The 23,454-nt window shown below is 60.0% G+C and carries 25 protein-coding genes; 6 read left to right on the top strand and 19 right to left on the bottom strand.

Features of this window, described 5'->3' with window-relative positions; translation table 11 throughout:
• Positions 1-38: 38 nt before the first annotated feature.
• Together ctrA and QZ653_RS10500 are read right to left on the bottom strand one after the other, a co-directional pair.
• Positions 39-758 carry a response regulator transcription factor CtrA gene (ctrA, locus tag QZ653_RS10495; protein ID WP_296420020.1) on the bottom strand — a complete coding sequence of 240 codons (720 nt, stop codon included), beginning with the start codon at positions 756-758 and terminating at the stop codon, positions 39-41.
• Between the two features lie 92 nt (positions 759-850).
• Positions 851-1,129: a DUF1153 domain-containing protein gene (locus QZ653_RS10500; protein WP_296420021.1), complete on the bottom strand. Its 279-nt coding sequence runs from the start codon at positions 1,127-1,129 to the stop codon at positions 851-853.
• Positions 1,130-1,255: 126 nt separating this feature from the next.
• Between QZ653_RS10500 and mnmA the strand changes: the two genes are divergently transcribed.
• Together mnmA and QZ653_RS10510 are read left to right on the top strand one after the other, a co-directional pair.
• The gene (gene mnmA, locus QZ653_RS10505) at positions 1,256-2,395 is read left to right on the top strand and encodes a tRNA 2-thiouridine(34) synthase MnmA (protein ID WP_296420022.1); all 1,140 of its coding nucleotides are present in this window, start codon (positions 1,256-1,258) and stop codon (positions 2,393-2,395) included.
• Entirely contained in the window at positions 2,329-2,853 is a 525-nt protein-coding gene (locus QZ653_RS10510; protein WP_296420041.1) for a GNAT family N-acetyltransferase, read from the top strand. The genes mnmA and QZ653_RS10510 overlap by 67 nt, the downstream gene beginning before the upstream one ends.
• A 156-nt stretch (positions 2,854-3,009) precedes the next feature.
• Here QZ653_RS10510 and QZ653_RS10515 read toward each other — a convergent pair whose 3' ends face one another.
• Complete coding sequence (locus QZ653_RS10515; protein ID WP_296420023.1) at positions 3,010-4,095, bottom strand: methyltetrahydrofolate cobalamin methyltransferase; 1,086 nt, start codon at positions 4,093-4,095, stop codon at positions 3,010-3,012.
• A 394-nt stretch (positions 4,096-4,489) separates the two neighbouring features.
• On the opposite strand from QZ653_RS10515, the gene QZ653_RS10520 reads away from it, so the two are divergent.
• Genes QZ653_RS10520 through QZ653_RS10530 form a run of 3 tightly spaced genes read left to right on the top strand, consistent with a single transcriptional unit; the run spans position 4,490 to position 7,179 of the window.
• Complete coding sequence (locus QZ653_RS10520; protein ID WP_296420024.1) at positions 4,490-5,479, top strand: aKG-HExxH-type peptide beta-hydroxylase; 990 nt, start codon at positions 4,490-4,492, stop codon at positions 5,477-5,479.
• Positions 5,469-6,929 carry a class I adenylate-forming enzyme family protein gene (locus tag QZ653_RS10525; protein WP_296420025.1) on the top strand — a complete coding sequence of 487 codons (1,461 nt, stop codon included), beginning with the start codon at positions 5,469-5,471 and terminating at the stop codon, positions 6,927-6,929. Before QZ653_RS10520 ends, QZ653_RS10525 begins: the two co-directional genes overlap by 11 nt.
• Positions 6,916-7,179 (top strand): acyl carrier protein, encoded by a 264-nt coding sequence (locus QZ653_RS10530; protein WP_296420026.1) that lies wholly within the window; start codon positions 6,916-6,918, stop codon positions 7,177-7,179. The genes QZ653_RS10525 and QZ653_RS10530 overlap by 14 nt, the downstream gene beginning before the upstream one ends.
• Here QZ653_RS10530 and QZ653_RS10535 read toward each other — a convergent pair.
• From QZ653_RS10535 to QZ653_RS10550, 4 genes are all read right to left on the bottom strand, one after another.
• Positions 7,101-7,787 carry a hypothetical protein gene (locus QZ653_RS10535; RefSeq protein WP_296420027.1) on the bottom strand — a complete coding sequence of 229 codons (687 nt, stop codon included), beginning with the start codon at positions 7,785-7,787 and terminating at the stop codon, positions 7,101-7,103. The two genes, QZ653_RS10530 and QZ653_RS10535, sit on opposite strands and share 79 nt — an antisense overlap.
• Before the next feature lie 692 nt (positions 7,788-8,479).
• Positions 8,480-9,127 (bottom strand): prolyl hydroxylase family protein, encoded by a 648-nt coding sequence (locus QZ653_RS10540; RefSeq protein WP_296420042.1) that lies wholly within the window; start codon positions 9,125-9,127, stop codon positions 8,480-8,482.
• Positions 9,128-9,309: 182 nt separating this feature from the next.
• Positions 9,310-10,236 (bottom strand): methylenetetrahydrofolate reductase, encoded by a 927-nt coding sequence (locus QZ653_RS10545; RefSeq protein ID WP_296420043.1) that lies wholly within the window; start codon positions 10,234-10,236, stop codon positions 9,310-9,312.
• Positions 10,237-10,268: 32 nt separating this feature from the next.
• The gene (locus QZ653_RS10550; RefSeq protein WP_296420028.1) at positions 10,269-10,565 is read right to left on the bottom strand and encodes a virulence factor; all 297 of its coding nucleotides are present in this window, start codon (positions 10,563-10,565) and stop codon (positions 10,269-10,271) included.
• A 216-nt stretch (positions 10,566-10,781) separates the two neighbouring features.
• Here QZ653_RS10550 and QZ653_RS10555 point away from each other — a divergent pair, with 216 nt between their 5' ends.
• The gene (locus QZ653_RS10555) at positions 10,782-11,894 is read left to right on the top strand and encodes a Ppx/GppA phosphatase family protein (RefSeq protein ID WP_296420029.1); all 1,113 of its coding nucleotides are present in this window, start codon (positions 10,782-10,784) and stop codon (positions 11,892-11,894) included.
• Positions 11,895-11,956: 62 nt separating this feature from the next.
• On the opposite strand, the gene QZ653_RS10560 is transcribed toward QZ653_RS10555, so the two are convergent.
• The 12 genes from QZ653_RS10560 to uppS form a co-directional block, all read right to left on the bottom strand.
• Positions 11,957-12,721, bottom strand: a complete 765-nt coding sequence (locus QZ653_RS10560) for an HpcH/HpaI aldolase family protein (protein ID WP_296420030.1) — start codon at positions 12,719-12,721, stop codon at positions 11,957-11,959.
• A 12-nt stretch (positions 12,722-12,733) separates the two neighbouring features.
• Entirely contained in the window at positions 12,734-13,855 is a 1,122-nt protein-coding gene (lpxB, locus tag QZ653_RS10565; RefSeq protein WP_296420031.1) for a lipid-A-disaccharide synthase, read from the bottom strand.
• The gene (locus tag QZ653_RS10570) at positions 13,852-14,766 is read right to left on the bottom strand and encodes an LpxI family protein (protein ID WP_296420032.1); all 915 of its coding nucleotides are present in this window, start codon (positions 14,764-14,766) and stop codon (positions 13,852-13,854) included. The genes lpxB and QZ653_RS10570 overlap by 4 nt, the downstream gene beginning before the upstream one ends.
• On the bottom strand, positions 14,763-15,542 hold the full coding sequence (lpxA, locus tag QZ653_RS10575) for an acyl-ACP--UDP-N-acetylglucosamine O-acyltransferase (RefSeq protein ID WP_296420034.1): 780 nt from the start codon (positions 15,540-15,542) through the stop codon (positions 14,763-14,765). Before lpxA ends, QZ653_RS10570 begins: the two co-directional genes overlap by 4 nt.
• A 3-nt stretch (positions 15,543-15,545) precedes the next feature.
• Entirely contained in the window at positions 15,546-16,007 is a 462-nt protein-coding gene (gene fabZ, locus QZ653_RS10580) for a 3-hydroxyacyl-ACP dehydratase FabZ (protein ID WP_296420035.1), read from the bottom strand.
• A gap of 89 nt (positions 16,008-16,096) precedes the next feature.
• Positions 16,097-16,669: an OmpH family outer membrane protein gene (locus QZ653_RS10585; protein ID WP_296420036.1), complete on the bottom strand. Its 573-nt coding sequence runs from the start codon at positions 16,667-16,669 to the stop codon at positions 16,097-16,099.
• The gene (bamA, locus tag QZ653_RS10590) at positions 16,669-18,984 is read right to left on the bottom strand and encodes an outer membrane protein assembly factor BamA (protein WP_412766008.1); all 2,316 of its coding nucleotides are present in this window, start codon (positions 18,982-18,984) and stop codon (positions 16,669-16,671) included. Before bamA ends, QZ653_RS10585 begins: the two co-directional genes overlap by 1 nt.
• 131 nt (positions 18,985-19,115) lie before the next feature.
• Complete coding sequence (locus tag QZ653_RS10595) at positions 19,116-19,250, bottom strand: hypothetical protein (RefSeq protein ID WP_296420037.1); 135 nt, start codon at positions 19,248-19,250, stop codon at positions 19,116-19,118.
• A gap of 77 nt (positions 19,251-19,327) precedes the next feature.
• Positions 19,328-20,668: an RIP metalloprotease RseP gene (gene rseP, locus QZ653_RS10600; protein ID WP_296420038.1), complete on the bottom strand. Its 1,341-nt coding sequence runs from the start codon at positions 20,666-20,668 to the stop codon at positions 19,328-19,330.
• A gap of 3 nt (positions 20,669-20,671) precedes the next feature.
• A complete protein-coding gene (dxr, locus tag QZ653_RS10605; protein ID WP_296420039.1) occupies positions 20,672-21,844 on the bottom strand; it encodes a 1-deoxy-D-xylulose-5-phosphate reductoisomerase in 1,173 nt (390 codons plus the stop codon).
• Positions 21,841-22,632 (bottom strand): phosphatidate cytidylyltransferase, encoded by a 792-nt coding sequence (locus QZ653_RS10610; protein ID WP_296420040.1) that lies wholly within the window; start codon positions 22,630-22,632, stop codon positions 21,841-21,843. The genes dxr and QZ653_RS10610 overlap by 4 nt, the downstream gene beginning before the upstream one ends.
• Before the next feature lies 1 nt (position 22,633).
• Positions 22,634-23,350 carry a polyprenyl diphosphate synthase gene (uppS, locus tag QZ653_RS10615; RefSeq protein WP_296420045.1) on the bottom strand — a complete coding sequence of 239 codons (717 nt, stop codon included), beginning with the start codon at positions 23,348-23,350 and terminating at the stop codon, positions 22,634-22,636.
• Positions 23,351-23,454 lie beyond the last annotated feature (104 nt).

Here is a 23,454-nt window from a genome sequence, read left to right on the forward strand (position 1 = left end):
GCGGCAGCACTTTGTCCGACCGCGCGACCCGATGGATCCTAGGCCCCGACAGCCAGCTTTTCATCGTCCATCATGCCGGCTGGTTCGGGATCGCGCAGGACATAGCCACGCCCCCATACCGTTTCGATATGGTTCTCACCATTTGCGGCCTCGCTCAGTTTTTTGCGCAGCTTGCAAATAAACACGTCAATGATCTTGAGTTCGGGTTCATCCATGCCGCCATACAGATGGTTCAGAAACATCTCTTTGGTCAGGGTCGTGCCCTTTCGCAGGCTCAACAGTTCCAGCATCTGGTATTCCTTGCCGGTCAGATGCACCGGCACGCCATCCACCTCAACCGTTTTGGCATCCAGGTTCACGGCAATCGCACCCGTCCGGATGATGGATTGCGCATGGCCTTTCGACCGCCGGATGATGGCATGTATCCGCGCCACCAGTTCTTCGCGATGAAAGGGTTTGGTCATGTAATCGTCTGCCCCGAACCCGAAGCCTTTGAGCTTGCTTTCAGTGCCGTCCTCACCGGACAAAATCAGAATAGGCGTGTCGATCCGGCTCAATCGCAGTTGGCGCAGCACCTCATGGCCGTTCATATCCGGCAGGTTGATGTCCAGAAGGATCAGATCGTAATCATACAGTTTCGCAAGATCGATCCCCTCCTCCCCAAGATCGGTCGTGTACACATTCAAATTCGCATGGCTTAGCATCAGTTCGATGCTTTTGGCCGTGGAGGGATCGTCTTCTACCAGCAATACGCGCATTACGCTTCTCCGCTCAATCTATGTCTGCCACGACCATAAAGTAAGAATGGTTAACCACACGTTACCGGAAACCGTAAAGTTTACAACTCTTCTTAAAGTTGTCTATATTTCTGGACAGTGGTGGCCTTCAAAGCGATCTCGCCATGATTACGCACCGCGGCCTCCCATTCCGACAGTTCATCCTCGGACAAGCCGTACATGGATTTCGCCTCGTCCCGGACCAGCAACCCGTAGGCTACAGCCCTGACAACGCAGGCTTTTCGCGACGCGACCCAGCGTCTGGTGTCGGCCGGCGGCAGGTCAGCGCGTGTCATCACCGTTCCATCTGGCAGCTTGACCGACCGTGGCCCGTCAATCTTTTTCAAGTACATCTTCTGAACCCTTCGGCTGATTTCTAAGGCCCTTGTGACCAAATCCCCCTAAGAACACGTAAAGCCGCCCCTTGAGAGTGATTACATTTTTCATATATTCCGACCGATATCCCGAAAGGTCAGCCCATGCCCCTCGATCCGAGCCTGAATTCCCTTGGCTTTGCCAAGCCTCCGTCCGAAACCCGTGTGGTTGTGGCCATGTCGGGTGGCGTCGACAGCTCGGTCGTGGCGGCACTGCTGGCCGATCAGGGGTATGACGTGGTCGGCGTGACATTGCAGCTTTACGATCACGGGGCAGCGCTCGCCAAAAAGGGCGCGTGTTGCGCCGGGCGCGACATCCATGACGCCCGCCGCGTGGCCGAGGACATGGGCTTTCCGCATTACGTCCTCGATTATGAAAATACCTTCAAAGAAGCCGTGATGGATGAATTTGCGGACAGCTATCTGGCCGGTGCGACGCCTGTGCCCTGCATCCGCTGCAATGAACGGGTGAAGTTCAAGGACCTGCTGGAAACGGCGAAGGACCTCGACGCCGATTGCATGGCCACGGGGCATTACATCCAACGCATGATGGGCGATCATGGCGCGGAACTTCACTCCGCCGCCGATCCGACCAAGGACCAAAGCTATTTCCTGTTCTCCACCACGCCAGAACAGCTGGATTACTTGCGCTTCCCGCTGGGTCACCATGCCTCCAAAGAGCAGACCCGGGACCTCGCGCGCAAATACGGGCTGTCGCTGGCCGATAAACCCGACAGTCAGGACATTTGTTTTGTGCCCAACGGCAATTACGCGCAGGTCATCGAAAAGCTGCGTCCCGGTGCGGCAGAGCCGGGTGACATCGTCGATGTGGAAGGCACTGTCCTGGCCCAGCACAAGGGCGTCATTCACTACACCATCGGCCAGCGCCGCGGCCTTGGCATCGGCGGGCTTGCCGACCCTCTTTATGTGGTGAAACTGGATGTGGACAAACGGCAGGTGATCGTTGGCCCCAAAGACATGCTCACGACCCGCACCGTGCCTGTGCGTGAAATCAACTGGCTGGGGGATGATGCCTTCGATGCGGTGCCCGAACGTCACCTGTCGGTCAAAGTGCGTTCCACCAAACCCCCGGTTGAGGCCGTGGTTCGCCCCCTGTCCCCCACCACCGCCGAAGTCGACCTTCTGACCCCCGAAGAAGGCGTATCCCCCGGTCAGGCCTGCGTGTTCTACGACGGCGACAGCAGCCGCATCTTTGGCGGCGGCTGGATCTGGCGCGGCTATTGATGCAGCTGCGTCCGGCAACCCCCGCCGACGCCCCCGTCATCCGCCACATCGCGCGGGCGGCCTACACACAATATATCGCCGCAATCGGACGCGAACCCGCCCCCATGGTCGCAGATTTCGAAGGTCAGATCGCGGATGGCAGTGTCCACGTGGCCGAGGGTGATGGCCGTGTGACCGGCTTCATCGTCTTCTTCGGACAGCAGGACACGATGATGCTGGAAAACGTCGCCGTCGACCCGGCTTTTGCTGGCGCAGGGATCGGCAAAGCCCTGATTGATTTGTGCGAAAACGCAGCGCGCGCTGCCGGCAAAGCCTCGGTGACGCTGTACACGAACGTCGCAATGACAGCGAACCAGTCACTCTATCCACATCTGGGATACGAAGAAACGCACCGACAAACCGATGGCGCGTTTCAGCGGGTATACTACAGAAAATCTCTCGACCGGTCCGATCAATAAACACCGTCAGCGATGGCGTGCGGCCTTCGTTTCTCTGGTTCAAAAATACCTGAAATCAACCGATGCGTCACGCGCCAAAGGTTTTGTGTCTTATACCGGCCACGTCCAAACAACGGATCGGATCGGCGAAGCCGATCCGATCCCTGTCAAATATGATCACCCCGTCCGGCGACGGCGCCCGCCTGTCCGCCCCGCCCGACCGCGGCCTTCCTGGCCTGCTTTGGGCGCCTCGCGGTTGAATTCGATCCACTTGCCGCCACCGTCATCGTTGTTGGTCAGGAAATTGGCGGCACGGATGGCTTCCATCTCTTTGCCCGCACGCGGTTTGGTTGATCCCATGCCGAACATCTGAACGAAAGCCTCGTCGTCCATGCCGTCCGGCAAGATAATACCTGCGGCCTCAATCTCTGCGCGTTTCTCGGCGATCTTCTTTGGCCCCACGGGCAGCGCCACGGGGTTCATGATGGCAGACGTCATGCCCGCCCCCATGGCCATGGGCAAAAACGCGTTGTTGATGCCGTGGCGGTTGGGCAAACCGAATGAGATGTTGGACGCGCCGCAAGTGGTGTTCACGCCCAGTTCCTCACGCAGGCGGCGCACCAAAGTGAAGACCTGCAAACCGGCGGTGCCCATTGCCCCGATCGGCATAACCAGCGGGTCCACCACGATATCATGGGCCGGAATGCCGAAATCCGCAGCCCTCTCGACGATCTTCTTGGCCACGGCAAAGCGCACCTCCGGGTCCTCGGAAATGCCCGTGTCGTCGTTGGAAATCGCCACAACAGGCACGTTGTATTTCTTGACCAGCGGCAACACCAGTTCCAGCCGTTCTTCCTCACCTGTCACGGAATTCAGAAGCGGACGTCCCTCGGCGGCGGCCAACCCGTTTTCCAATGCACCGGGAACGGAGCTGTCGATGCACAGCGGCGTGTCGCAGACCGCCTGCACACGTTCGACCAGTTCTTTCATCAATGCGGGTTCGACAAAGTTGTTGTCCGCATAGCGTGGGTCCTCGGCCATCTTGTTGGAGAACACCGCACCGGAGTTGATGTCCAGCACCGTGGCACCCGCCATGGTCTGGGCAATGGCGTCCGCCTCAACCCGGCTGAAATCACCACGTTCCAACTCTTCGTTCAGGATTTTGCGCCCGGTGGGATTGATCCGCTCCCCGATAACGCAGAACGGTTCGTCAAAGCCCATCACTGCGGTCTTGGTTTTGGATTCGATAACGGTGCGGGTCATGGCGGCCTCTCGCTGGTGTGTTTTTCAGACCCTATGCACACTGGTGCAGACGGGTCGGCATACATGCGACATAGGCGGACACAAGGGCGACGTCAGCCCGGTTTGTCTTCATGAAGATGATGAGGCGGGACCCGGAATATGGGGACAATTTTGTCGTCGTGAAACGCCGCCCGACCCAGCAGATGTACGGCGCGCCATGACAGGGCAGCCCCCTTCAGGCTTTGCCGCAAACAGCTGCGACAGATTAAGTTGCCCCCTTGCGTCAAATCGGTATCCTTGGGCCAAAGACATCAGAACTTAAATCCTCCAACCCATTGACGATATATCCTTACGCCGGTTGCGAAGGCCGCCGTTGGCCCTGATCACCCCGCGATGACCTATAAGTGGACCTTTCGTGCAGACCTATATTTCTCCGAACCCTGATTATGTAAGACAGACCCGCGATGCCGTGCGCGCCAAGCTTGCGGTATCGCTAGACCATCTCGTTTTTGATGTTTTTGACGGGCACGTCCCTGCCCCGGTGTCGCGGGCCGAACTGACCTCTTTGACCGAAAGGGACGGTTTTCCAGACCCGGTCGTCTTCGCGCTTCACGCAGCCTTGGTCAAAACCGCGATGGACGGCGACCCTGCCCGCCTTCCGGACCTTTACCGTATTTTGGAAGACCTCAGGGCCAGACCGTCCGCCCCGACGCCGCCCTTTACCGTCACCGCCTTCAGCGACAGCGCCATGCATCCGGATGACATGACCCTGCTGGGCCGTGTCTTTGCCGATGACGTGGGGCTGACAACCACCCTGCACCCCCCCGCAGCGGACGATGTTGATCGGGCCAAGGCCCAGATAAAGGACGCGTTGGACGGTCTGGCGCAGGCGTCCGGTCCGTGGGTTGAAGAAATGCAGTTGCTTGCCACCGACATTTATCTGGCCGTGTCGGACAGCGAGAGCGACCAGAAATTCGGCGGGGCCGCAGTTTTCGATGCCTTCGGGGCAATTTTGATGAACCCGCTGGGGTTCCATGACGCGGCGACCGTGATGATGGCGCTGGTCCACGAAAGTTCGCATCAGCAGATGTTTTTGTTCCACCTTGACGATCCGGTGGTCCTGAACGACGCCGATGCCGCTTATGCGTCCCCACTGCGCAGGCAACCGCGCCCGATGGAGGGGATATTTCATGCCCTTTGGGTTTCGGCCAGAATGGCAGCCGCTGCGCAGGATGTGCTGACCTCAGCCGACACATTGCCCTGGGCGGACGATTTGCGCATCCATCAATCCCGCGCGGTCACGGCATTTCGGGATTGCGAGAAAACAGTCGCGGACCATGCACAGCTGACAGACCTTGGCGCGCGCCTGTTTGCCGATGCCAGAGCAGCCGTCAATGCAATCTGACAATCATAACATCGGCGCAATCATAGCCGATCAGGCGCGACAGAACCCCGATGCTGTCAGCATCGAACAGGACGGCCAACGCTATACGCGCGGCCAGATCATGACCTCGGCCCATGCTTTGGCCGATTTTTTCAGGGCGCACGGCGTGGGCCCTGGCGCAAGTGTCGGGATCGTCGCGGTCGATCGCCTTCGGACCTTTGAAGCCGTGATCGCGCTTTGGGCCTGCGGGGCCGTGGTTCTTTGTCTTGACTGCAGACAGACCATTGGCGAACTTCAGGCCGCGCAGGACAAAGCCGGTCTTGATATCGTATTCACGGATTCCAAAAGTTTCGCGCGGCGCGGTGGGATGACGCTGATCCCCCCGCGCGTAGAGATCGCCCCGCTTGGCACCGAGATGACCTTCTCCGACGCTTCGGGCGACAGTGACGCCTTGATCCTGTCCTCATCAGGGACAACCGGCCTTCCGCGGTATCGCAGAAAATCACATCGGTCCGTTTTGCAGGGGCTTCGCGCCTCGGGCGCAGTGCTGGATCTTCCGGTCCTGCCCCCGTCGGTCAGCGTCGGAAGCCTCGCCTTCGGGGCCATTCTGATGCACTGGGTTAAGGCTTTTGTGTACGGCACGTTCATGATCAGTCTGCCGTTGCTTTACCGGACATCCGATCTGCACGCCGCCCTGTCCAGACCGGACATCGAATTTGTCGGCCTGCCGCCAGTGGTCATCACTGACCTGCTCGCGTTTCACAGCGAAAGGTGCGCCTCAGCTGACGGCTGTGCCTATCCCCATATCACACGTCTGTCGTCGATCGGCGGGCCGATTTCCCCCGATGATCTTGTCCGTGCTTACCAAAAGCTCACCCCCCACGTGCGCAATTTGTATTCCATGTCCGGGGTGGGTGCGGTGTCTGTGCTGTCCGGCCCCGATATTGAGGCAAAACCACGGTCCGTTGGCAGGCCGTTTCCGCAGATCACCGTGAAGATCGAAGATGACACCGGGGCGGCCTGCGCCGCCGGACAGGTCGGTCGGATATACGCCAAATCGAACCTGATGGGCGATGCGATCCTTGTGGATACCGGCGATCTGGGATGGCAGGACGACGACGGTTTTCTGTTTATCGCTGGCCGGTCCGATCAGATTGTGACCCGTAAATCTGTCAACATCAGCCTGACCGAACTGGAAACAGACGTGAAGAACATCGAAGGCGTCCGCGATTGCATTGCCTTTTCGGCGCTGGCAGACGGATCGCTGGACGATCTGGTCTTTTTGGCCGTTGAGGCCCGCGCAGACGGCGATACACTCAAAAACACGATCAGGTCTTCGCTGGCTTCGTTCCGGCGACCCGACCGGATTTTGGTCACACAGCGCCTGCCACGCACCATGTCCGACAAAATCGCGCTGGCAGAATTGAAAAGGATGTCGACCGTAAAGGAGGCCGGATTTGTTGACCTATGACGAAAGCCTTGTCCACGTATTGAACGCATTCAAAGCCGGATACCCCGATGAGGGGATCGACACGGACAGCGACTTTTTCGACCTTGGCGGGGATTCCCTGACGCTGGTCAATCTGTGCCTGTACCTCAGCGAAAAGACGGGCCTCGATGTGCACCCGTCCATGCTTTTGCATCACCCGACGGTCGGCGAACTGGCCTCGGCCATCACAGACCTGTCCGACACCGGCGCATCCCTGAATCCGGCAAACTGAGACAGGATATCCGGAAGGATCGCAGGGCTGTAAAACTGTCCGTGGCCAACCGGAAGGACCACGCGACGATACCGCGAATATGCAGCAACCGCCCGCGCTTTGGCCGCGGCAGGATCGGTGGAAAACGGGTCATGTGCGACGTCTTGATCGCCATAGATCAGCAATGCGGGGCGGTGCGTTTCAACGGGCGGTATGGCGCAGTTGATCAGGCAAAGGTGGTGAACCTGCACCCCCTGTGAAGGCAAAATTCGCGCAAGGTTCATAACCATTGACGCGCCCTGACAACTGGTGCCGATGTCAAACGCCCCCCCGTCAAAGTTGCGCACCACCTCGCGCGCCAGATATCGGGTCAGGGTGTCGCGCGTGGGCTGCTGGTCTTGATCCGGCGGGACAATCAGATGCGCGGAGCGGGAAAACACCAAGGGCTGGTCGTCCCCCAATGTTTCGGCAAGGGTTTTTGGCTCATGGCCCGCATTGCAAATCCAGAACAACGGAGGCTTGGATCCGGTTTCGTTTAGAACGCGCAGCACGCCCAGATCGTCCAGCGGACGACCGCACCATGGCCCCATCAGCTTTTGTTGTGCCAGTAATGGGTCGAAACCGGACATAGCGGGGTCCATCCATATCTTGTTGACGGGATAAGCCGCACCGTTGCACACGGCGCCCCCCTTGGAAAGCTTGCGAGACTGGCTACACCGTCGACAATGGACAAAGACGCCTCAACACATTAACTTTTTATCATTCGAATTTTCGCGTCTTTATGCCCGCATTTATTATTCATTCAAGAAGGTTCACCATGAAATTTGATCGCTCAAAACTCCTCGTTCTTAGAGGATCGGAGGCCGCACGGACGGCCAAAATCAGTGCCCCGGAGCCGGTAGATAATTCACCGGTCAGAAACTGAGAGCCGGTATTTGCCAGCAAACCGGCGATTCTGTCCTTAATCTTGAATTGAAATGGACAGGTCTGCCTCTCGCCGTTAACTATTTATTAACGTGAATGCTAAGCGCTTACGTTTCTTCAAATTTTAGAATGGGTCTCATCATGACATTCGACATTTCAAAACTTCTCGTCCTCAAAGGGTCCGACGCCGCACGGACAGCCAAAATCGGCATGTCCGAACCGTTGTCCCCGACATCAAAAAAGTAATAAACCACGATACAGTTCAAATCTGCCCCGGCGGTCTATTGCCGGTGCAGGTTTCACCGCTTGGTTCGAAAACCCGCAAGAAGATCAGACGCGACTTTTCGCTGTCCTGTCGCTGGGTTGGACGATAAACCCCTGTTTTCCGAAAAAGATGTCAGCTGTCCGAACGGCCCTCGGCGGGCAAATGCGGTCGGTCGCGAAACCAGAAACTGATGATCCGTTTGTTGCCCTCAAACACCGGACAACCCTGATGCATACTGAAGGGATGGACGTTCGTCGTGCCGGGTTTTGTGTTCTGCCAGAACAGCACACGACCTTTCTTTGGCTGGATTTCAACATCAAGCCGCGGAAATTCGGTTGTGCCGCCCGTAAAATCTTCGTTCAGATACAACACAGCTGTAAATATACGCTGGCTCGGCGGACAGTTCGTTCCGGCATATTCCGGCATAACCCCCGACAAAGCTCCGTCAAAATGCAGTTTGAATTCTCCGCCAGCGTCGTAGGAGATCAGTTCGGGCGATTCACATTGTGCCGGTTTCAGATTCAGCAGTGCCGCGATTTGCTTTAAGACGCTATCAACCACAGGGATAGATCCGCCCGGGATCCTGTAACTCTGCGCGACCCGCTTTTCATCGACGACAGGGCCGTCCTCGCTCGTGATCAGTGCAGGCTGCGTTGTCACCTGCGCCAGCGCGGCCTCGATCTGGGCCAGATCATGGGGCGACACGAATTCGTCGATCCATCCCACGACCGGATTGATACTTAGAATGCACAGATCGTGACCTGCCGCCAATCCTGTCATCTTTTCCAAGTCCAGTCCCCCGCTCGCTGCACCAAGAATGCGGACATTGTCGCGATTTCACAACACTCCGTTTGGCAAGGACGACCCGGCCCCGCGCCTTGCCCGGAACCCGAACCTTCTCAGGCATCTTGGCCCAACCACCGCACCGGAGCGGGTGATCCGCACCGGCGCAAAATCCGTATCTAGCCGCCTGCCGCCGCTGGCACGGCGGACGCGCCACCGTGTTCAATCGCCCAATTCGCATTGGTCTTGATGCCGCCCAGCGGGAAGAAATGCACCTGTTCGATATTGCTGTCAGGGTTGGCGGCCTTGTGCGCCGCCAGATCGGTCAACACCTCGGTGGGTTCGAATGGCAACAGCAGCTTGGTCACATCCTTGGCACGCCGCTGCAGCACACGAAGGGACGGGCCCACCCCGCAGGCGATGGCAAACTTGATCATCGTTTGCAGTTTCGCCGGACCTGCAATGCCAATGTGAATAGGCAGCGTGATACCCGCAGCCTTCAAACTGTCGGCCCATTCGATGATCGGCCCTGCCTCAAAGGCGAATTGCGTAGCGAGGGCCATGTCGGCATCGGTGGTTTCGGAAAACCGCTGCTTCCAGCGCAAGGCATCATCCACATTCGCAGAGCCGCCATCGGGGTCGATGTCTTTGTTGCCTTCAGGATGACCGGCCACATGAAGCCGCTTGAATGCCCCGAAGGCGCCGCTTTCCAGCAGCTGCATGGACGAGTCAAAATCGCCGTGGGGCTGGTTCACGCCACCGGCCAGAAGCAACGCCTGATCCACACCGGCCTCCCCCCGGTACATCGCAATCCAGTTGTCCAGCGTCGCGCGGTCCTTGATGATGCGCGCGGGAAAATGCGGCATTACCGGATAGCCGTCGTCCGCCAGCCGCTTGGCCGTGCGCACCATGTCCTCAATCGGGGTGCCCTCGATGTGGGCGATATAAACACGGGTGCCTTTGGGCAAAAGCGCTGTGAAATCTTCGACTTTCTCGGCGGTGCGCGGCATGACTTCGATGGAATAGCCATCCAGAAACGCCTCAAGCTGCGGGTTGGTGCCAGCATCCGCCGGTGTTTGTGTCTTGCCGAAATTCAACAGCCCCATGACAGCCTCCTTCAATGTGGTGATTTTGCCGCTCACGCGCGGCCGTCGTTGTTGATCAGTGCCATAAGCCGGTCTTTGTCGTAATCCGCCTCCAACTGGGCAGCGACAGCCTCCACCGCCTCCGCGTCCGTGCCGTCCACGACATAGGGCGGGGCCTTGCGCCATTCGGCAAGGTAATCGTCGGTTTCCGCCGCGCCGGACTTCATGGCAGCACGGTCAATGGCCTGTTCGAACCGTTCACTCAGCTGCTTTTTGACGCCCCGCCGCCCCTTGCCCACGATGACCTGCGCAGGAATATCGCGCCAGTAGACGACTGTGACCTCTGCCATTTGATTCTCTGCCTCTTTCACTCGCGTTTCGCCCACCTAATCACGGGCACCGTGAATATACGTCCCATTTTCGACATGGACGATGCTTTTGGCGACCCCTCACCGCAAACAGGCCCCCCAAAAGCTGCAACACCATCATGAGGCTTATCACAACGCTTGCGTGAACGCGCCACGGTGCTTACCTTGGGGGTAACTCGAAAATGGAGGGCGTGACCAATGGCGCCCAAGCGTCCCGATGGTGCGGGCGCGTTCCCAAAGCCGGTAGAGCACCCCGTGCCGAAACCGCCCAGCACCGAGGCGCTTTATGCCGCCCTCGATCTGGGTACGAACAGTTGCCGCATGCTGATTGCCCAACCCAAGGGCAGCCAGTTTCACGTGGTCGACAGCTTTTCCAAATCCGTCCAGCTTGGGCAGGGTCTGGAACAGACTGGTAAACTCAGCCGCGCCTCGATGGCGCGGACGATCAATGCCATGCGCGTGTGCCGTCAGAAATTGCAGCGTCACAAGGTGGAACGCATGCGTCTGGTGGCGACCGAAGCCTGCAGGCGCGCGCGCAACGCCGAACATTTTATTGCATCGGTCAAACGTGAAACCGGCCTGACCCTCGAGATTATCGAGCCCGAGGAAGAAGCGCGGCTGGCCGTGATTTCCTGTGCCCCCTTGGTCAGCACAAAGTCCGATCAGTTGCTGGTCGTGGACATCGGCGGCGGCTCGACCGAACTGGTGTGGATTGACCTGACAAAAGTGCCCCCGCGCGAACGCCCGCGCGCGATCATGCGGCTCCATTCCGGGTTCCGGCAGGACCCGGGCCCGTTTGCTGCTGCCAAAGTTGTGGACTGGATTTCTGTGCCGCTGGGGGTGGCTACCCTGCGCGACCAGTTCGCCGATGTGGAAGACGACAGTGCGCGATTTGCCCTGATGTCCTGGTTTTTTGAAGAGAACCTTGAAAAATTCGCCCCAAGCACGTCGGAGCAGGAACGCGAGGGGTTCCAGATCGTTGGCACCTCCGGCACGGTCACGACCGTGGCCGCCAGCCATTTGGGGCTGCGGCGTTATGACCGCACGAAGGTAGACGGGCTGCGGATGACATCCGATCAGATCGACACCGTCATTCAGGGCTATCTGAAACTGGGTGAGGCCGGCCGCCGTGCCGATCCGCGGATCGGCAAGGACCGCCAAGCGCTGATCATGTCGGGGGCTGCGATTTTGCAGACCTTGATGCGGCTTTGGCCGACGGATCGGTTGTCCGTTGCGGATCGGGGGTTGCGCGAAGGGCTGCTGTACCAGCAGATGTCGGCCGATGGCGTGTTGGAAGACGCGCCCTATTAGGGCGCTGCCAAAATTCGCCGAATTTTGGGGCCTCCGGCGGAGGTATTTGAGAACCAGAGAACCTAGGGCGCCTTACCCGCAAGGGTCCGAAGCGCGCCAGACAGGATCATCGCATCCCCGCCCAGCCCCAAGAACCGCACACCCTTTTCGGCCTGTACCGCAAAATCACTCTCATCAAACGAGATTGTCCCGATGATTTTGCCTGCCGCCTGTGTGCGGGCATAAACGTGATCTATGGCGGCGCGGACCTCGGGTGCGTCGGGCTGCCCGACAAAGCCCATATCCGCGCTGAGATCAGCGGGGCCTACGAAGATCCCATCAACGCCTGGGGTCGCGGCGATTGCGTCAATATTGGCAACGGCCTCGGCACTTTCGACCTGCACAAACAGACAGATCTGGTCGTTGGCGCTGCTCACGTAGTCCACGATTTCGCCGTAGCGCGAGGCACGCGCGAGGGCCGCCCCCATCCCGCGCGTGCCCTGCCCCGGATAGCGCACGGCGGCGGCCACCTGGGCGGCCTGTTCGCCGGTGTTCACCATGGGCACGACCACCGTCTGCACACCCAGATCAAGCACCTGTTTGAGCATCCAGTCTTCACCCATAGGCACGCGCACCACGGGCTGGGCGGGGGTTCCGGCCAAGGCCTGAAGTTGGGCCGCGATGGTCTGAAGCGTGTTGGGCCCGTGCTCCCCATCAATCAAACACCAGTCCATTCCCGACCGACCGGCAATTTCGGCCACCGTTGCCGAGGCCAGCGTCAGCCACAGACCTGACTGCATCTCCCCCCGCAGAAGCTTGTCTTTCAGCACATTGATCGGGGCGGGCATGGGCGGTTCCTTTCAGGGCAGTCGCGCCAGAACGGCACGGGCGGCGCGCAGGCCGGGCGCATCACCGCCCTGCCCCAGCCGCGTCATTGTCAGATCAAGCGCGGACAGCTGTGCCTGCGGGGCGGCAGCGACATCGCGAAGGGCCTGAGCAATCAGGGGCGGCTGGCAATCCTTGCCGATGAATTCCGGCACGATCCGTGTTTCGCTGACCAGATTGACCAGCGTCACGGTGTCCGTCAACAACATCCGGCTGATGATCTGTCGGCTGATCCAGTTCATGTCGTAGGCGATGACCATGGGTGTGCGTGCGGCGGCCAGTTCCAGCGATACGGTGCCCGACGCCGCCAAGGCCAGATCAGCCCGCGCCATGGCCACAAGGCGCTGGCGCGCGGCGGCTTTGGCGTCCTCTTCCAGACCGATCAACACAGGGTCCAAAGGCGCGAACACCTCCCGTACGCGGGGGGCCAGATGGGGCAGCGTCGGGATGACGATCTGATGTGGCAGTTGTGCGGTTTGGACGGCTTTGACAAACGTGTCGGACAGGCGTTCAACCTCGGACCGGCGCGACCCCGGCAAGACGACCATCACCGGACCGTCCAACCCGAGGGCGTCCTTTTCGGACCGTGACACCGGCGGCTCGGTGGCAACGGGATGGCCGACAAAATCGCAGGCCATGCCTGCGGCCTCCATCAGCGGCGGCTCGAACGGAAAAAGCGCCAGCACGTGGTCGATCACCTGCGCCATCTTGGCCGCCCGCCCCGCGCGCCACGCCCAGACGGTTGGTGCCACATAATGGACCGTGCGGATATTGGACCCTGCCTTGACGAGCCGCGCCACACGCAGGCAGAAATCGGGGCTGTCGATGGTGATGAGAACCTCGGGCTGTGCCGCGATCACCGCCTCAGCTGTCTGGCGGATGCGGCGTTTAAGGTGGCGGTACTTGGGCAGGATTTCCGCGATCCCCATCAGCGACAGTTCTTCCATCGCAAAGAGGCTGTCCAACCCCTGCCCCTGCATCAAGGGCCCGCCGATGCCATCAAACGTGACTGAGGGGGCTTCATGGCGCAGCCCCTCCATCAAGGCGGCCCCCAGTCTGTCGCCCGAAGGCTCGCCGGCGATGACAAAGACCTTCACGGGGTCACCCACAGGTACAGGCCGTGCCGGTCAAGAATATCGACCACCCGCGCCTGATCAAGGATCATGACCCCGCCTTCCTGCACCACAAGTCCCGCCAGACCCGCGCGGACCGCCCGTTCCGATGTGGAGGGCCCGATGGTCGGCATATCCGCCAACAGCGACTGGCCCGGTTTGGGGCCTTTGAACAAAAAGCCTCCGACAGCCGGGCTGTGCGGGTCATCGTGGTCCCGCCCCGACAACCAGTCCGCAGCCCCCGCGACCAGTCCGGCGGCCCCGTCCAGCACCGCCGAAAACGGGTCCGTGGCAGTGGTGTCTCGTGCAGGATCGGGGCAGAAATCCGACAGCAGCGCGTCGGTTCCGCGTGCGTCTTCGCGCGCAATGATCTGCCCATTGTTGACGATCATCGCCTGTCCGAGATCGGCCTGTCCCATTTCCGCCAGCGTTGTGGTCGCAATCGCAAGGTCCACTGTCAGATCCGGCGGCATGACTTTGGTCAATACCCCTGCGGACGGCATCAATGCGGGGGCAATCTGATGCGCCCCGACGACCGTGAAACCGCGCGCCTCGAACAGCGAAATGATGGCGCGCAAGGTCCCGTCGTCGCCCTTGGCCATCGCCTCTGTCAGTTGCGGCACAAGGGGGGCCGTGGCCGCATCAATGGCCGTTGGGTCAACGGTCGGCCTGCGGACCGCGCCGACCATGCAGACCTCGGACACATTCAGCGCCGTCAACCTGTCCAGCAATGTCCCGAGGGTTTCCAGCCGGAAGGGGACGCGCAGAAGATCGCCCTCAACCTCGCTCGGGTAGCCCATCATCTCGCAAATCACGGGGACGCGCCCCTGATCAATCAAGGCGCGGGCCACAACGGGCGGTACCCCGCCTGTGCCTGCGATCAGGGCGATCGTCATCGCGGCGTCAGGAACTGTCGGTCGCTGTCGCCAAGGATAAACTCGACCATTTGGCTGACGTACGCGCTGTCGGTCTCCTCCCCCAACCGGCGGGCGCGTTCCATGAACGACCCCTCCCCGTCTTTGAGGGTCTGGAACGCAACCCGCAGCGCGGTGATATCGGCCCGCGCCACACCGCGCCGTTTCAGACCCACAAGGTTCAGACCATCCAGTTCGCCCCGCGGTCCCTGCACCAAGCCATAGGGCACAACATCATTTGTCACCATGGACAGCGCACCGATGATGGCCCCGCGCCCGATGCGGACAAACTGGTGAATGCCGCAGAGGCCGCCGATGATGACGTCATCTTCGATGATGCAATGGCCTGCGACGGCGGATTGATTGACGATGATCACCCCGTTGCCGACCTGCGCGTCATGGGCCACGTGGCAGCCGGCCAGAAAGAATCCGTCGTCGCCCACGCGGGTCACGCCGCCACCGCCTTCGGTGCCGGTGTTCATGGTCACGTGTTCGCGGATGCGGTTGCGCGCACCGATTTCAAGGCGCGCGGCCTCACCTTTGAATTTCACGTCTTGGGGCACTTCGCCCAATACGCAGAAAGGATAGACAACCGTCCCTTCACCCACCGATGTGTGGCCTGTCACGACCACGTGGGATTTCAGCTCCACCCCGTCGCCCAAGGTCACTTGCGACCCGACCACACAAAACGGGCCCACGGTGACATCCGCCCCCAAAGTGGCGCCGTCTTCGATGATGGCGGAGGGGTGAATTGCCATGGTCTAGCCCTGTAAATCCATCATGGCAGTGAATTCACCCTCGGCGGCCATGTCGCCTTCGACGGTGGCGACGCCCTTGAACTTCCAGACCTTACCGCCCGGTTTGCCGCGCACTGTCTCGACCTTCATTTCCAGAACGTCACCGGGCACGACCTTGCGGCGGAATTTGCAGCCGTCCAGCCCCATGAAATAAATGAGCATGTTCTTGTCCATCAGCCCCATGGTGGCTCCGACCATGACAGCGGCCGTCTGGGCCATGGCCTCGATGATCGTCACGCCGGGCATGATCGGCGTGCCCGGAAAATGGCCCTGAAAATGCGGCTCGTTCATGGTGACGTTCTTGATCCCCGTGGCAGAGGTCGTGCCGTCAATGTTGATTACCTTGTCCACCAGCAGGAACGGATAGCGGTGCGGAATGATCCGCTGGATCAACTGGATATCGGCGGTGGTGATGACGTCAGACATAGAAGGCTCCGTTCGGGTGGACCGCCCGCTGGGGCGTCCCTGTGATGTTGCTGTGAGGGCCTAGCAAGCCCGCGATGGTGGGGCAAGCCTTAGGGATCACTTGTGTCCCCCGTCGTCCCATCGCCTACGGTGGCGTTGATCCGCGCTATTGCGGCGTCGGTGATATCGGTGTCGGGCAACCACAACAGTGCAGAGCGCCGTTCCATCAGTACGGTCGCGCCGTTTTCGATCAGAAGGGCCTCTAATACGGGGCGGCTGGCCTCAAGAAACTGGGTACGGCCTTGTGCCAATTCCTCTTCTAGGGCCTCTACCTTGGCGTCTTGGGCGCGCCGGATGCCGCGCGCCTTTTCGTCAAACGCCTCGGCCTCCTGACGAAAGATGTTGATGTCCATGGTAGGCCGCTGTGCTGCGAGTTCGAGTTCTTCTGCACGCAGGGCTTCGGCAAGGCGGCGCTGTTCGGCGGCCAGATCCTCACTCGCGGTCCGGTAATCCTGCACCACCCGTTGGCCAAACAGGGATCCGTTAAACAGCCGGTCAAAATCCACAACAAGGATCGACGATTGTATCTCGACCGATGTGCCCGCAGGCGGGGTAACCTCTTGCGCGACGGCGGGACCGGCCAACAGGCCGATCCCCAGTGCCAATGCCCGCAAAAGACGCATCAGAAGTCTGTCGAAATCGTCACGTCAAACTGCTTGGTGCTGTCGTTGGGCTGCACATCCAAGGGTTCTGTCCAGTTGAACCGCAGTGGCCCGATCGGCGTATCCCAGAACAGCGACACACCGGCAATCGCACGTGGCGTGAAGTCGTTGTACTCGATATCGGAGCTGTCGATACCGGTATCCCAAACAGACCCGTAATCCAGAAAGACACCGCCCGAAATGCCGTATTCTTCTGGCAGACCCAGCGGGAACTCAGCCTCAAGGCGTGCAACCGCAAAGGCATTGCCGCCCAAAGCATCACCGGTGTTGATATCCCGCGGGCCGATACCCGCCGGTTCAAACCCGCGCATGGTGCTGGACCCGAGGAAATACCGGTCGGTGATCCGGCTGTTGCCATCCTGATAGGACAGATACCCGCCTTCCAGCGTGGCCCGCAGCACGACCTCCTCATTCAGAACCCGCGTCTGCGCTGTCACCTCTGCGGTGGTCTCGATGTATGTGGCATCGCCGATGCCAAATTCCTGACCGAACCGGAACAGCACGCCGGCATTGGGGTTCAGGCCCGTCCGGCGCGTGTCATAGCTGTAAGAATATCCAAGCGCATTGGTGCCCACGGCCCCTTCGTCGGCCTGAATAAACGGCGACACAACGGTCGCGTCAGGGTCAACATCCTGAATATCGGTGTAATCATAGGAATAGAAAACCGTCAGGCGACCGTTTTCGGACACAGGGAACCCGATCCGTGGCCGGAACTGCGCGGTTTCCGTGTCAAACTGAGCGTTCTGGTTGTCGGTGGTCTTATAGCTTGCATCAAGGCCAAAGCTCAGATCGCGGCCCAGCAAACGGGGTTCGGTGAACGAAAATCCGATGTCACGGCTTTCCGCACCGGCCTGAATGTTGAAACTCAGCGCCTGACCACGCCCGAGGAAATTGCGCTGGCTGAACCGCGCCAAAAGCGTGAAACCGCTGTCCGTCGAAAAGTTACCGCCAAAGGACAAAGACCCGGTCGGCGCCTCGGCCACATCCACATCAATCACCACCTGATCGGGGCTGGACCCCTCACGGGCATCCACATTCGCGTTCGAAAAATAGCCCAGGGCGCGGATGCGTTCGGCACTTTCCCGGATCTGGCGCGGGTTGAAAGGATCCCCCTCCACCGCGTCAAAACGGGACCGGATCACGCGGTCCAGCGTGGTGTTGTTGCCCTCGATATCAATGCGTTCCACAAAAATCCGTGGCCCGTTCACCAGCGCGAATTCCACATCCAGCGTCAGCGTGCGGTCATTGCGTGTCACCCGTGGATCGACGCGCACAAAATTGAGGCCCTGTTGCAGGGCCAGCCGTTCCAGCCGGGCGATGTCCTGTTCGATCAAGGCCGGTGAATAGGTCACGCCAGTGCGCAAACGCAGGGCGTCCTCAAACAACGCAGGATCGGCGCCTGCAATTTCGGATGTGACGGACAGATTGCCAAATTCGAACTTCTGGCCTTCCTGAACGTTGAACGTGATCAGATAGGCATCCCGTTCGCGGGTCAGCGCCACATCGACGTTCTGGACCTGAAAATCCACATATCCGCGGGACTGGTAAAAATCGGTCAGCACTTGCTGATCAAAGGCCACGCGGTCTGCGATAAAGGTATCGCGCCCAATGATCGCGCGCAAAAGTCCCGCCTGCTTGGTTTCGAGCACGCGGCGCAGACGACGTTCTCCAAAGGACCGGTTGCCGACAAAGCTGATACGCTCCACCTCGGTCAGGCCGCCTTCGAAGACCTCAAAAATCAGATCGACACGATTGTCGGACCGCTGGATGATACGTGGAGAGACCGTGGCGTTGATGCGGCCCTGATCGGCGTAAACCTGAGTGATGGCGGCGGTGTCGGCCTCGGCCTGCGTGGGGCTGTACACCCGGCGCGCCTCACTGCGCACGACGGCGGCAAGCTCTGCGTCACGGACACGCGAATTGCCTTCGAAGGTGATGCGGTTGATGGTCGGGAATTCCACGACCTCGATGACCAAAGTGCCACCCTGAGGGCGGACATCGACGCTTTCAAACAGGCCCGTGGCCCGGATCGCCTGGGCTGCATCATTGACCTGCCCCGCGCTCACGGCCTCGCCCCGACCAAACCCCAGATAGGTCAGAATGGTCGCTGTCTCGATCCGCTGGTTGCCTTCAACGACGACGTTCGAAAAGCTGAAATTCTGCGCCACAGCAGGTGACGCCCCTGTCACGACTGTTGCCGCCCCCATAAAGGCGACCAAAGTCCCAACCCGTACCCGTGTTGCACCCCAGATCGCAGCCTGCGCAATTCTATTCATTTTTTTGCTCGTTTCGACATCCCAAGTACAACCGGTCTAACGGGGGTCCGTGGGGTTGTCAAAAGCAACAACGCCCCGAACAGATCAAACTGCGGGGCGCGCCGGATATCGCTTATTTGAAAGGTGCCGGATCAGTTGATCTGGACGGACCCGATGAACGCGCCAAGGCCAAGTGCCACCGCAATGGTCGCCAGATACAAAAGGCGGTCCCAATTCAGGTTCACCAGAAGGCTGACACCTTGATATCCTGCGGCAATGGTCTGCATCGTTCAATCCTCGCATAAGCGTACTGAGGGTTAAATGAACGGCAAATGTGGCAGCTTCTGGGCGGCCTTGTGAAACCTTAGGGGCAAAACAGAAGGTCGTTGCCGATTGCAAACAGCATCAACGTACCGATGATCGCCAGCCCCGCCGCCATAAAGATGCGCAAGGCGTTGTCGCTGGGCATCTTGCCCGTCACAGCCTCATAGGCATGAAAAACAAGGTGCCCGCCGTCCAGAATGGGAATTGGGAACAGGTTCAACAGCCCCACAGCCGTCGACAGGACCGCGATAAAGCTGATGAAGCTGAGCGTGCCCTGTGCGGCCATCGACCCCGAGGTTTCGGCAATGCCCACCGGCCCGCTCAGGTTACAGGTGTTGATGTTGCCGATAATCATCTGTTTGAGCCCGTTCAGCGACTGCACAATGATGAACCAGACCTGCTGGACCGCCAGACGCGCGGCTTCAAACACACCGACATCGGTGGTGGCCGGTTCAAAGAACAGCCCGCCATTGCCGATGCCCAACTTCGGTTCATCGCGCATGGATCCGTCAGGTTGCGGCAGGGCAACCAGACGCGGGGTCAGGGTGTCGACAAACGTCTCCCCGTCACGCCAGACTTCGATTTCGATGGGTGCACCGCCCACGGCCTCAACCACATCGACCATGTCGCCAAACTGATAGATCGGCGTGTCGTTCATCCGCACGATCACATCGTTGATGCGCAACCCCGCGTCATCGGCGGCAGACCGTGGCGTGATGGATTGCACCAGGGCCGGTTGCGGCTGTGGCCCCTGCACCGTCAGACGGTCGCCGTCCCGTTCAATGTCATAGCTGACCGAGGGCTGGGATGGCAGATCGGCCACGGCCGCCCCGAACCCGTCAGGGTAGTTGATCGCCACGCCTTCGACCCGCAAGACGCGGTCGCCAACCTGCAATTCCTGGGTGATTTCATCCGGAAAGCCAGGGATTTCGGACACGGTCAGCGGCGTCATGGGCTGGCCTTGAAACAACAAGACCCCTGCAAAAACAAAGAACGACAGGATGAAATTGAACACAGGCCCCGCCGCAACGGTGGCAGAGCGTGCCCAAAGTGGCGCGCCCAGCATCGTGTCGCGCGCAAAGGCCACCTGCCCGTCTTCGGCCACGGGCATAGAGGCCGCGTTGGCGTCCCCCTTAAACTTCACGTAGCCCCCAAAGGGCAGCGCCGCGATCTGCCAGACCGTGCCGCGTTTGTCCGTCCGGCTATACAGCACCTTGCCGAACCCGATGGAAAACACATCCGCATGGATGCCCGACCAGCGGCCCACGATGTAATGGCCATATTCATGGATCGCCACGATCACCGACAGGGCGATGACGAAAAACACCAGCGTGAAGGCGAAATTGCCAAAGGACGGGATCAGGTTTGTCAGAAAATCCAAGGCTTAACCCTTTGCGGTTCCGGTGATGTCAGCGGTCAAGGCACGCGCCGCAGCGTCCGCCTCCTGCACGCTATCTAAGGTGATCGTGGCATTTTGCAGCCCCTCACGGGACAACATCGCGTCAACACAGGCATCCACCTTGCGCGCCATGTCGGTAAATCCGCAGCGTCCGGCGATAAAATCATCCAGCGCCTGTTCCTTGGCCGCGTTGAACACCGCCCCCGTCAGGCCCCCCTCTTCCATCACCGTCTGGGCGATTTTAAGGGCCGGGTAACGTGCGAAATCCGGTGCGCGGAAATTAAGCTGGCCGATCTTGGCCAAATCCAGCCTCTCCACCGGCAGGGACCGTCGTTTGGGCCAGTTCAGCGCAAAGCCGATGGCGTGGCGCATGTCGTGCGGGCCCACGTGGGCCATGATCGCCCCGTCGTTAAATCCAACCATGGCGTGGATCAGACTTTCGGGGTGGATGATCGCCTCGATCTTATCAGGGCTGACGCCGAAAAACTCTTTCGTTTCAATCAGCTCCATCGCTTTGTTAAACATGGACGCGCTGTCGATGGTGATCCGTTGGCCCATGTCCCAGTTTGGATGACTTGACGCCTCGGCCACAGTGACGGCCTCCAACGCGTCCAGCGGATGATCGCGGAAGGCACCGCCGCTGGCGGTGATGATGACGCGTTCGACGGTGTCCATCTCTTCGCCGATGAGCGCCTGAAAAACGGCGGAATGTTCACTGTCGACGGGCAGCACGGTGGCGCCATGGCGCGCGGCCTCCCCCAACAAGAGCGGGCCAGCAGTGACCAACGATTCCTTGTTGGCCAGCGCCAAAGTCGTGCCGTGTTTCAGCGCCTCTAACCCCGGCGCAAGGCCAGCGGCCCCGACAATGGCGGACATGATCCAATCAGCGGGGCGGGCCGCGGCCTCAATCAGCGCGTTGTCCCCTGCGGCGGCTTCGATCCCGGACCCCGCAAGCGCGTCGCGAAGGTCGGTCAAACGGGCGGGGTCGGAGGTGACGGCGATATCCGCCTTCAGCGCCTTCGCATCCTGCGCCAGCTGTTTGATGTTCTGGGCCCCTGTCAGGGCAACCACATCGAATTCGTCCGGCGCGCGAAGGATCAGATCAAGGGTGTTCTGCCCGATGCTGCCCGTCGCCCCGAAAACGCTGATCCGCCTCAAAAGGCCACCCCGGGCACGTTGAAGAAGGTCGCAACCGCCAGCATGAACAAGGATGCGCCCAAAAGCGCATCAAAGCGGTCAAACAAACCGCCGTGACCGGGGATCAGGGCAGAGCTGTCCTTGACCCCCTGCCGCCGTTTCAGTGCCGATTCCGCGATGTCGCCCATCTGCCCCGCAAAGCTGATGACCACAGACAACAAGATGATCGACAGACCCGCGCGGGTGAACAACGTGAAGATATAGCCCACGATCGCCGCACCGATCCAACCGCCGATGGTACCGCTCCATGTCTTTTTGGGGCTGATCGCTGGCCAGAACTTCGGACCGCCCAGCGATTTACCGGCAAAATAGCCCGCGATGTCCGTCACAACGACGATGCTGACCAGCCAGATCAACCACGTGAACCCGAAATCAATCCGGAAATGCACCAGCCCGTAGCCCGCAATCTGAATGGCCAATGAAAAGATGAAAAACGTGATGCGTTCGCGGTCCAGGACCAGCGCGCCGATGACCGGAACCACCAGAAACAGGGCGAGGAATTCGTAATTCTGCGTGCCGCCAAAGACCTGCGCGGACAGGATGGATGCCACGGCAGCGGCCAGCAGCATCCCTGATGTGGGTGCCGCGCCACGGATCATGATCCAGCATTCCCAGACCATCACGGCTGTGACAAACACCGCCAGCATCTGGAACCAGACGCCGCCTGCAACGATCGCAGCCACACCAATGGCCGCCATAACCGCACCGGACGCAAGGCGAACCTTCAGGTCTTCCCAGTTGCCCGCCATATTAGGCCTTCACCGCGCCGAACCGGCGGTCGCGGGTCTGGAACCCGGCGAGCACTTCGGCAAAAACATCACGGGTGAAATCCGGCCAGAGCGTTTCGATGAATTCATATTCCGCATAGGCCGATTGCCACAGCAGAAAATTCGAAATCCGCGCCTCGCCGCTGGTGCGGATCACCAGATCGGGGTCGGGCAGAAAATAGGTATCAAGATATTTTGGCAGGGTCTCGTCGCCCACATCCTTTGGCGACAATTTGCCCGACGCCACATCATAGGCCAGACGTTTGGTCGCACGGGCAACCTCGTCCCGGCCACCGTAATTGATCGCCACGGTCAGATGCACGGTGTCGTTATGTGAGGTCAGCAGTTCAAGTTCGTCCATCAGCGACACCAGCTTGTCATCAAGACGCACCCTGTCCCCGATAAACCGGACCCGCACCCCGTTGGCCAGAAGGTCCCGCGCCTCGCGCTGGATGTAGCGGCGGAACAGCTTCATCAGACCTGCGACCTCGGTCTGGGTGCGCTTCCAGTTCTCTGTCGAAAAGGCAAAGATCGTCAGGTATTTCACGCCCTGATCGGGGCAGGCTTCGACGATTTCGCGCACACGTTTGGCCCCGGCGTGGTGCCCCAACAGGCGAGGCCGTCCCCGCATCTGCGCCCAGCGTCCGTTGCCATCCATAATGATGGCGACATGCTTTGGTCCTGTTGTTCCCTCGGCCATACGTCCGGCCCCCGCTCGTCTGTGGCCCATAGGGCGATAAGTTGTGCCGGACATCCGGGGCTGCGGCCCTTTGATCCGGCGAAAGGTCCACTGGACCTTTCTTT

The sequence above is a fragment of the Pseudooctadecabacter sp. genome (assembly GCF_020627745.1).
GTDB lineage: Bacteria > Pseudomonadota > Alphaproteobacteria > Rhodobacterales > Rhodobacteraceae > Octadecabacter.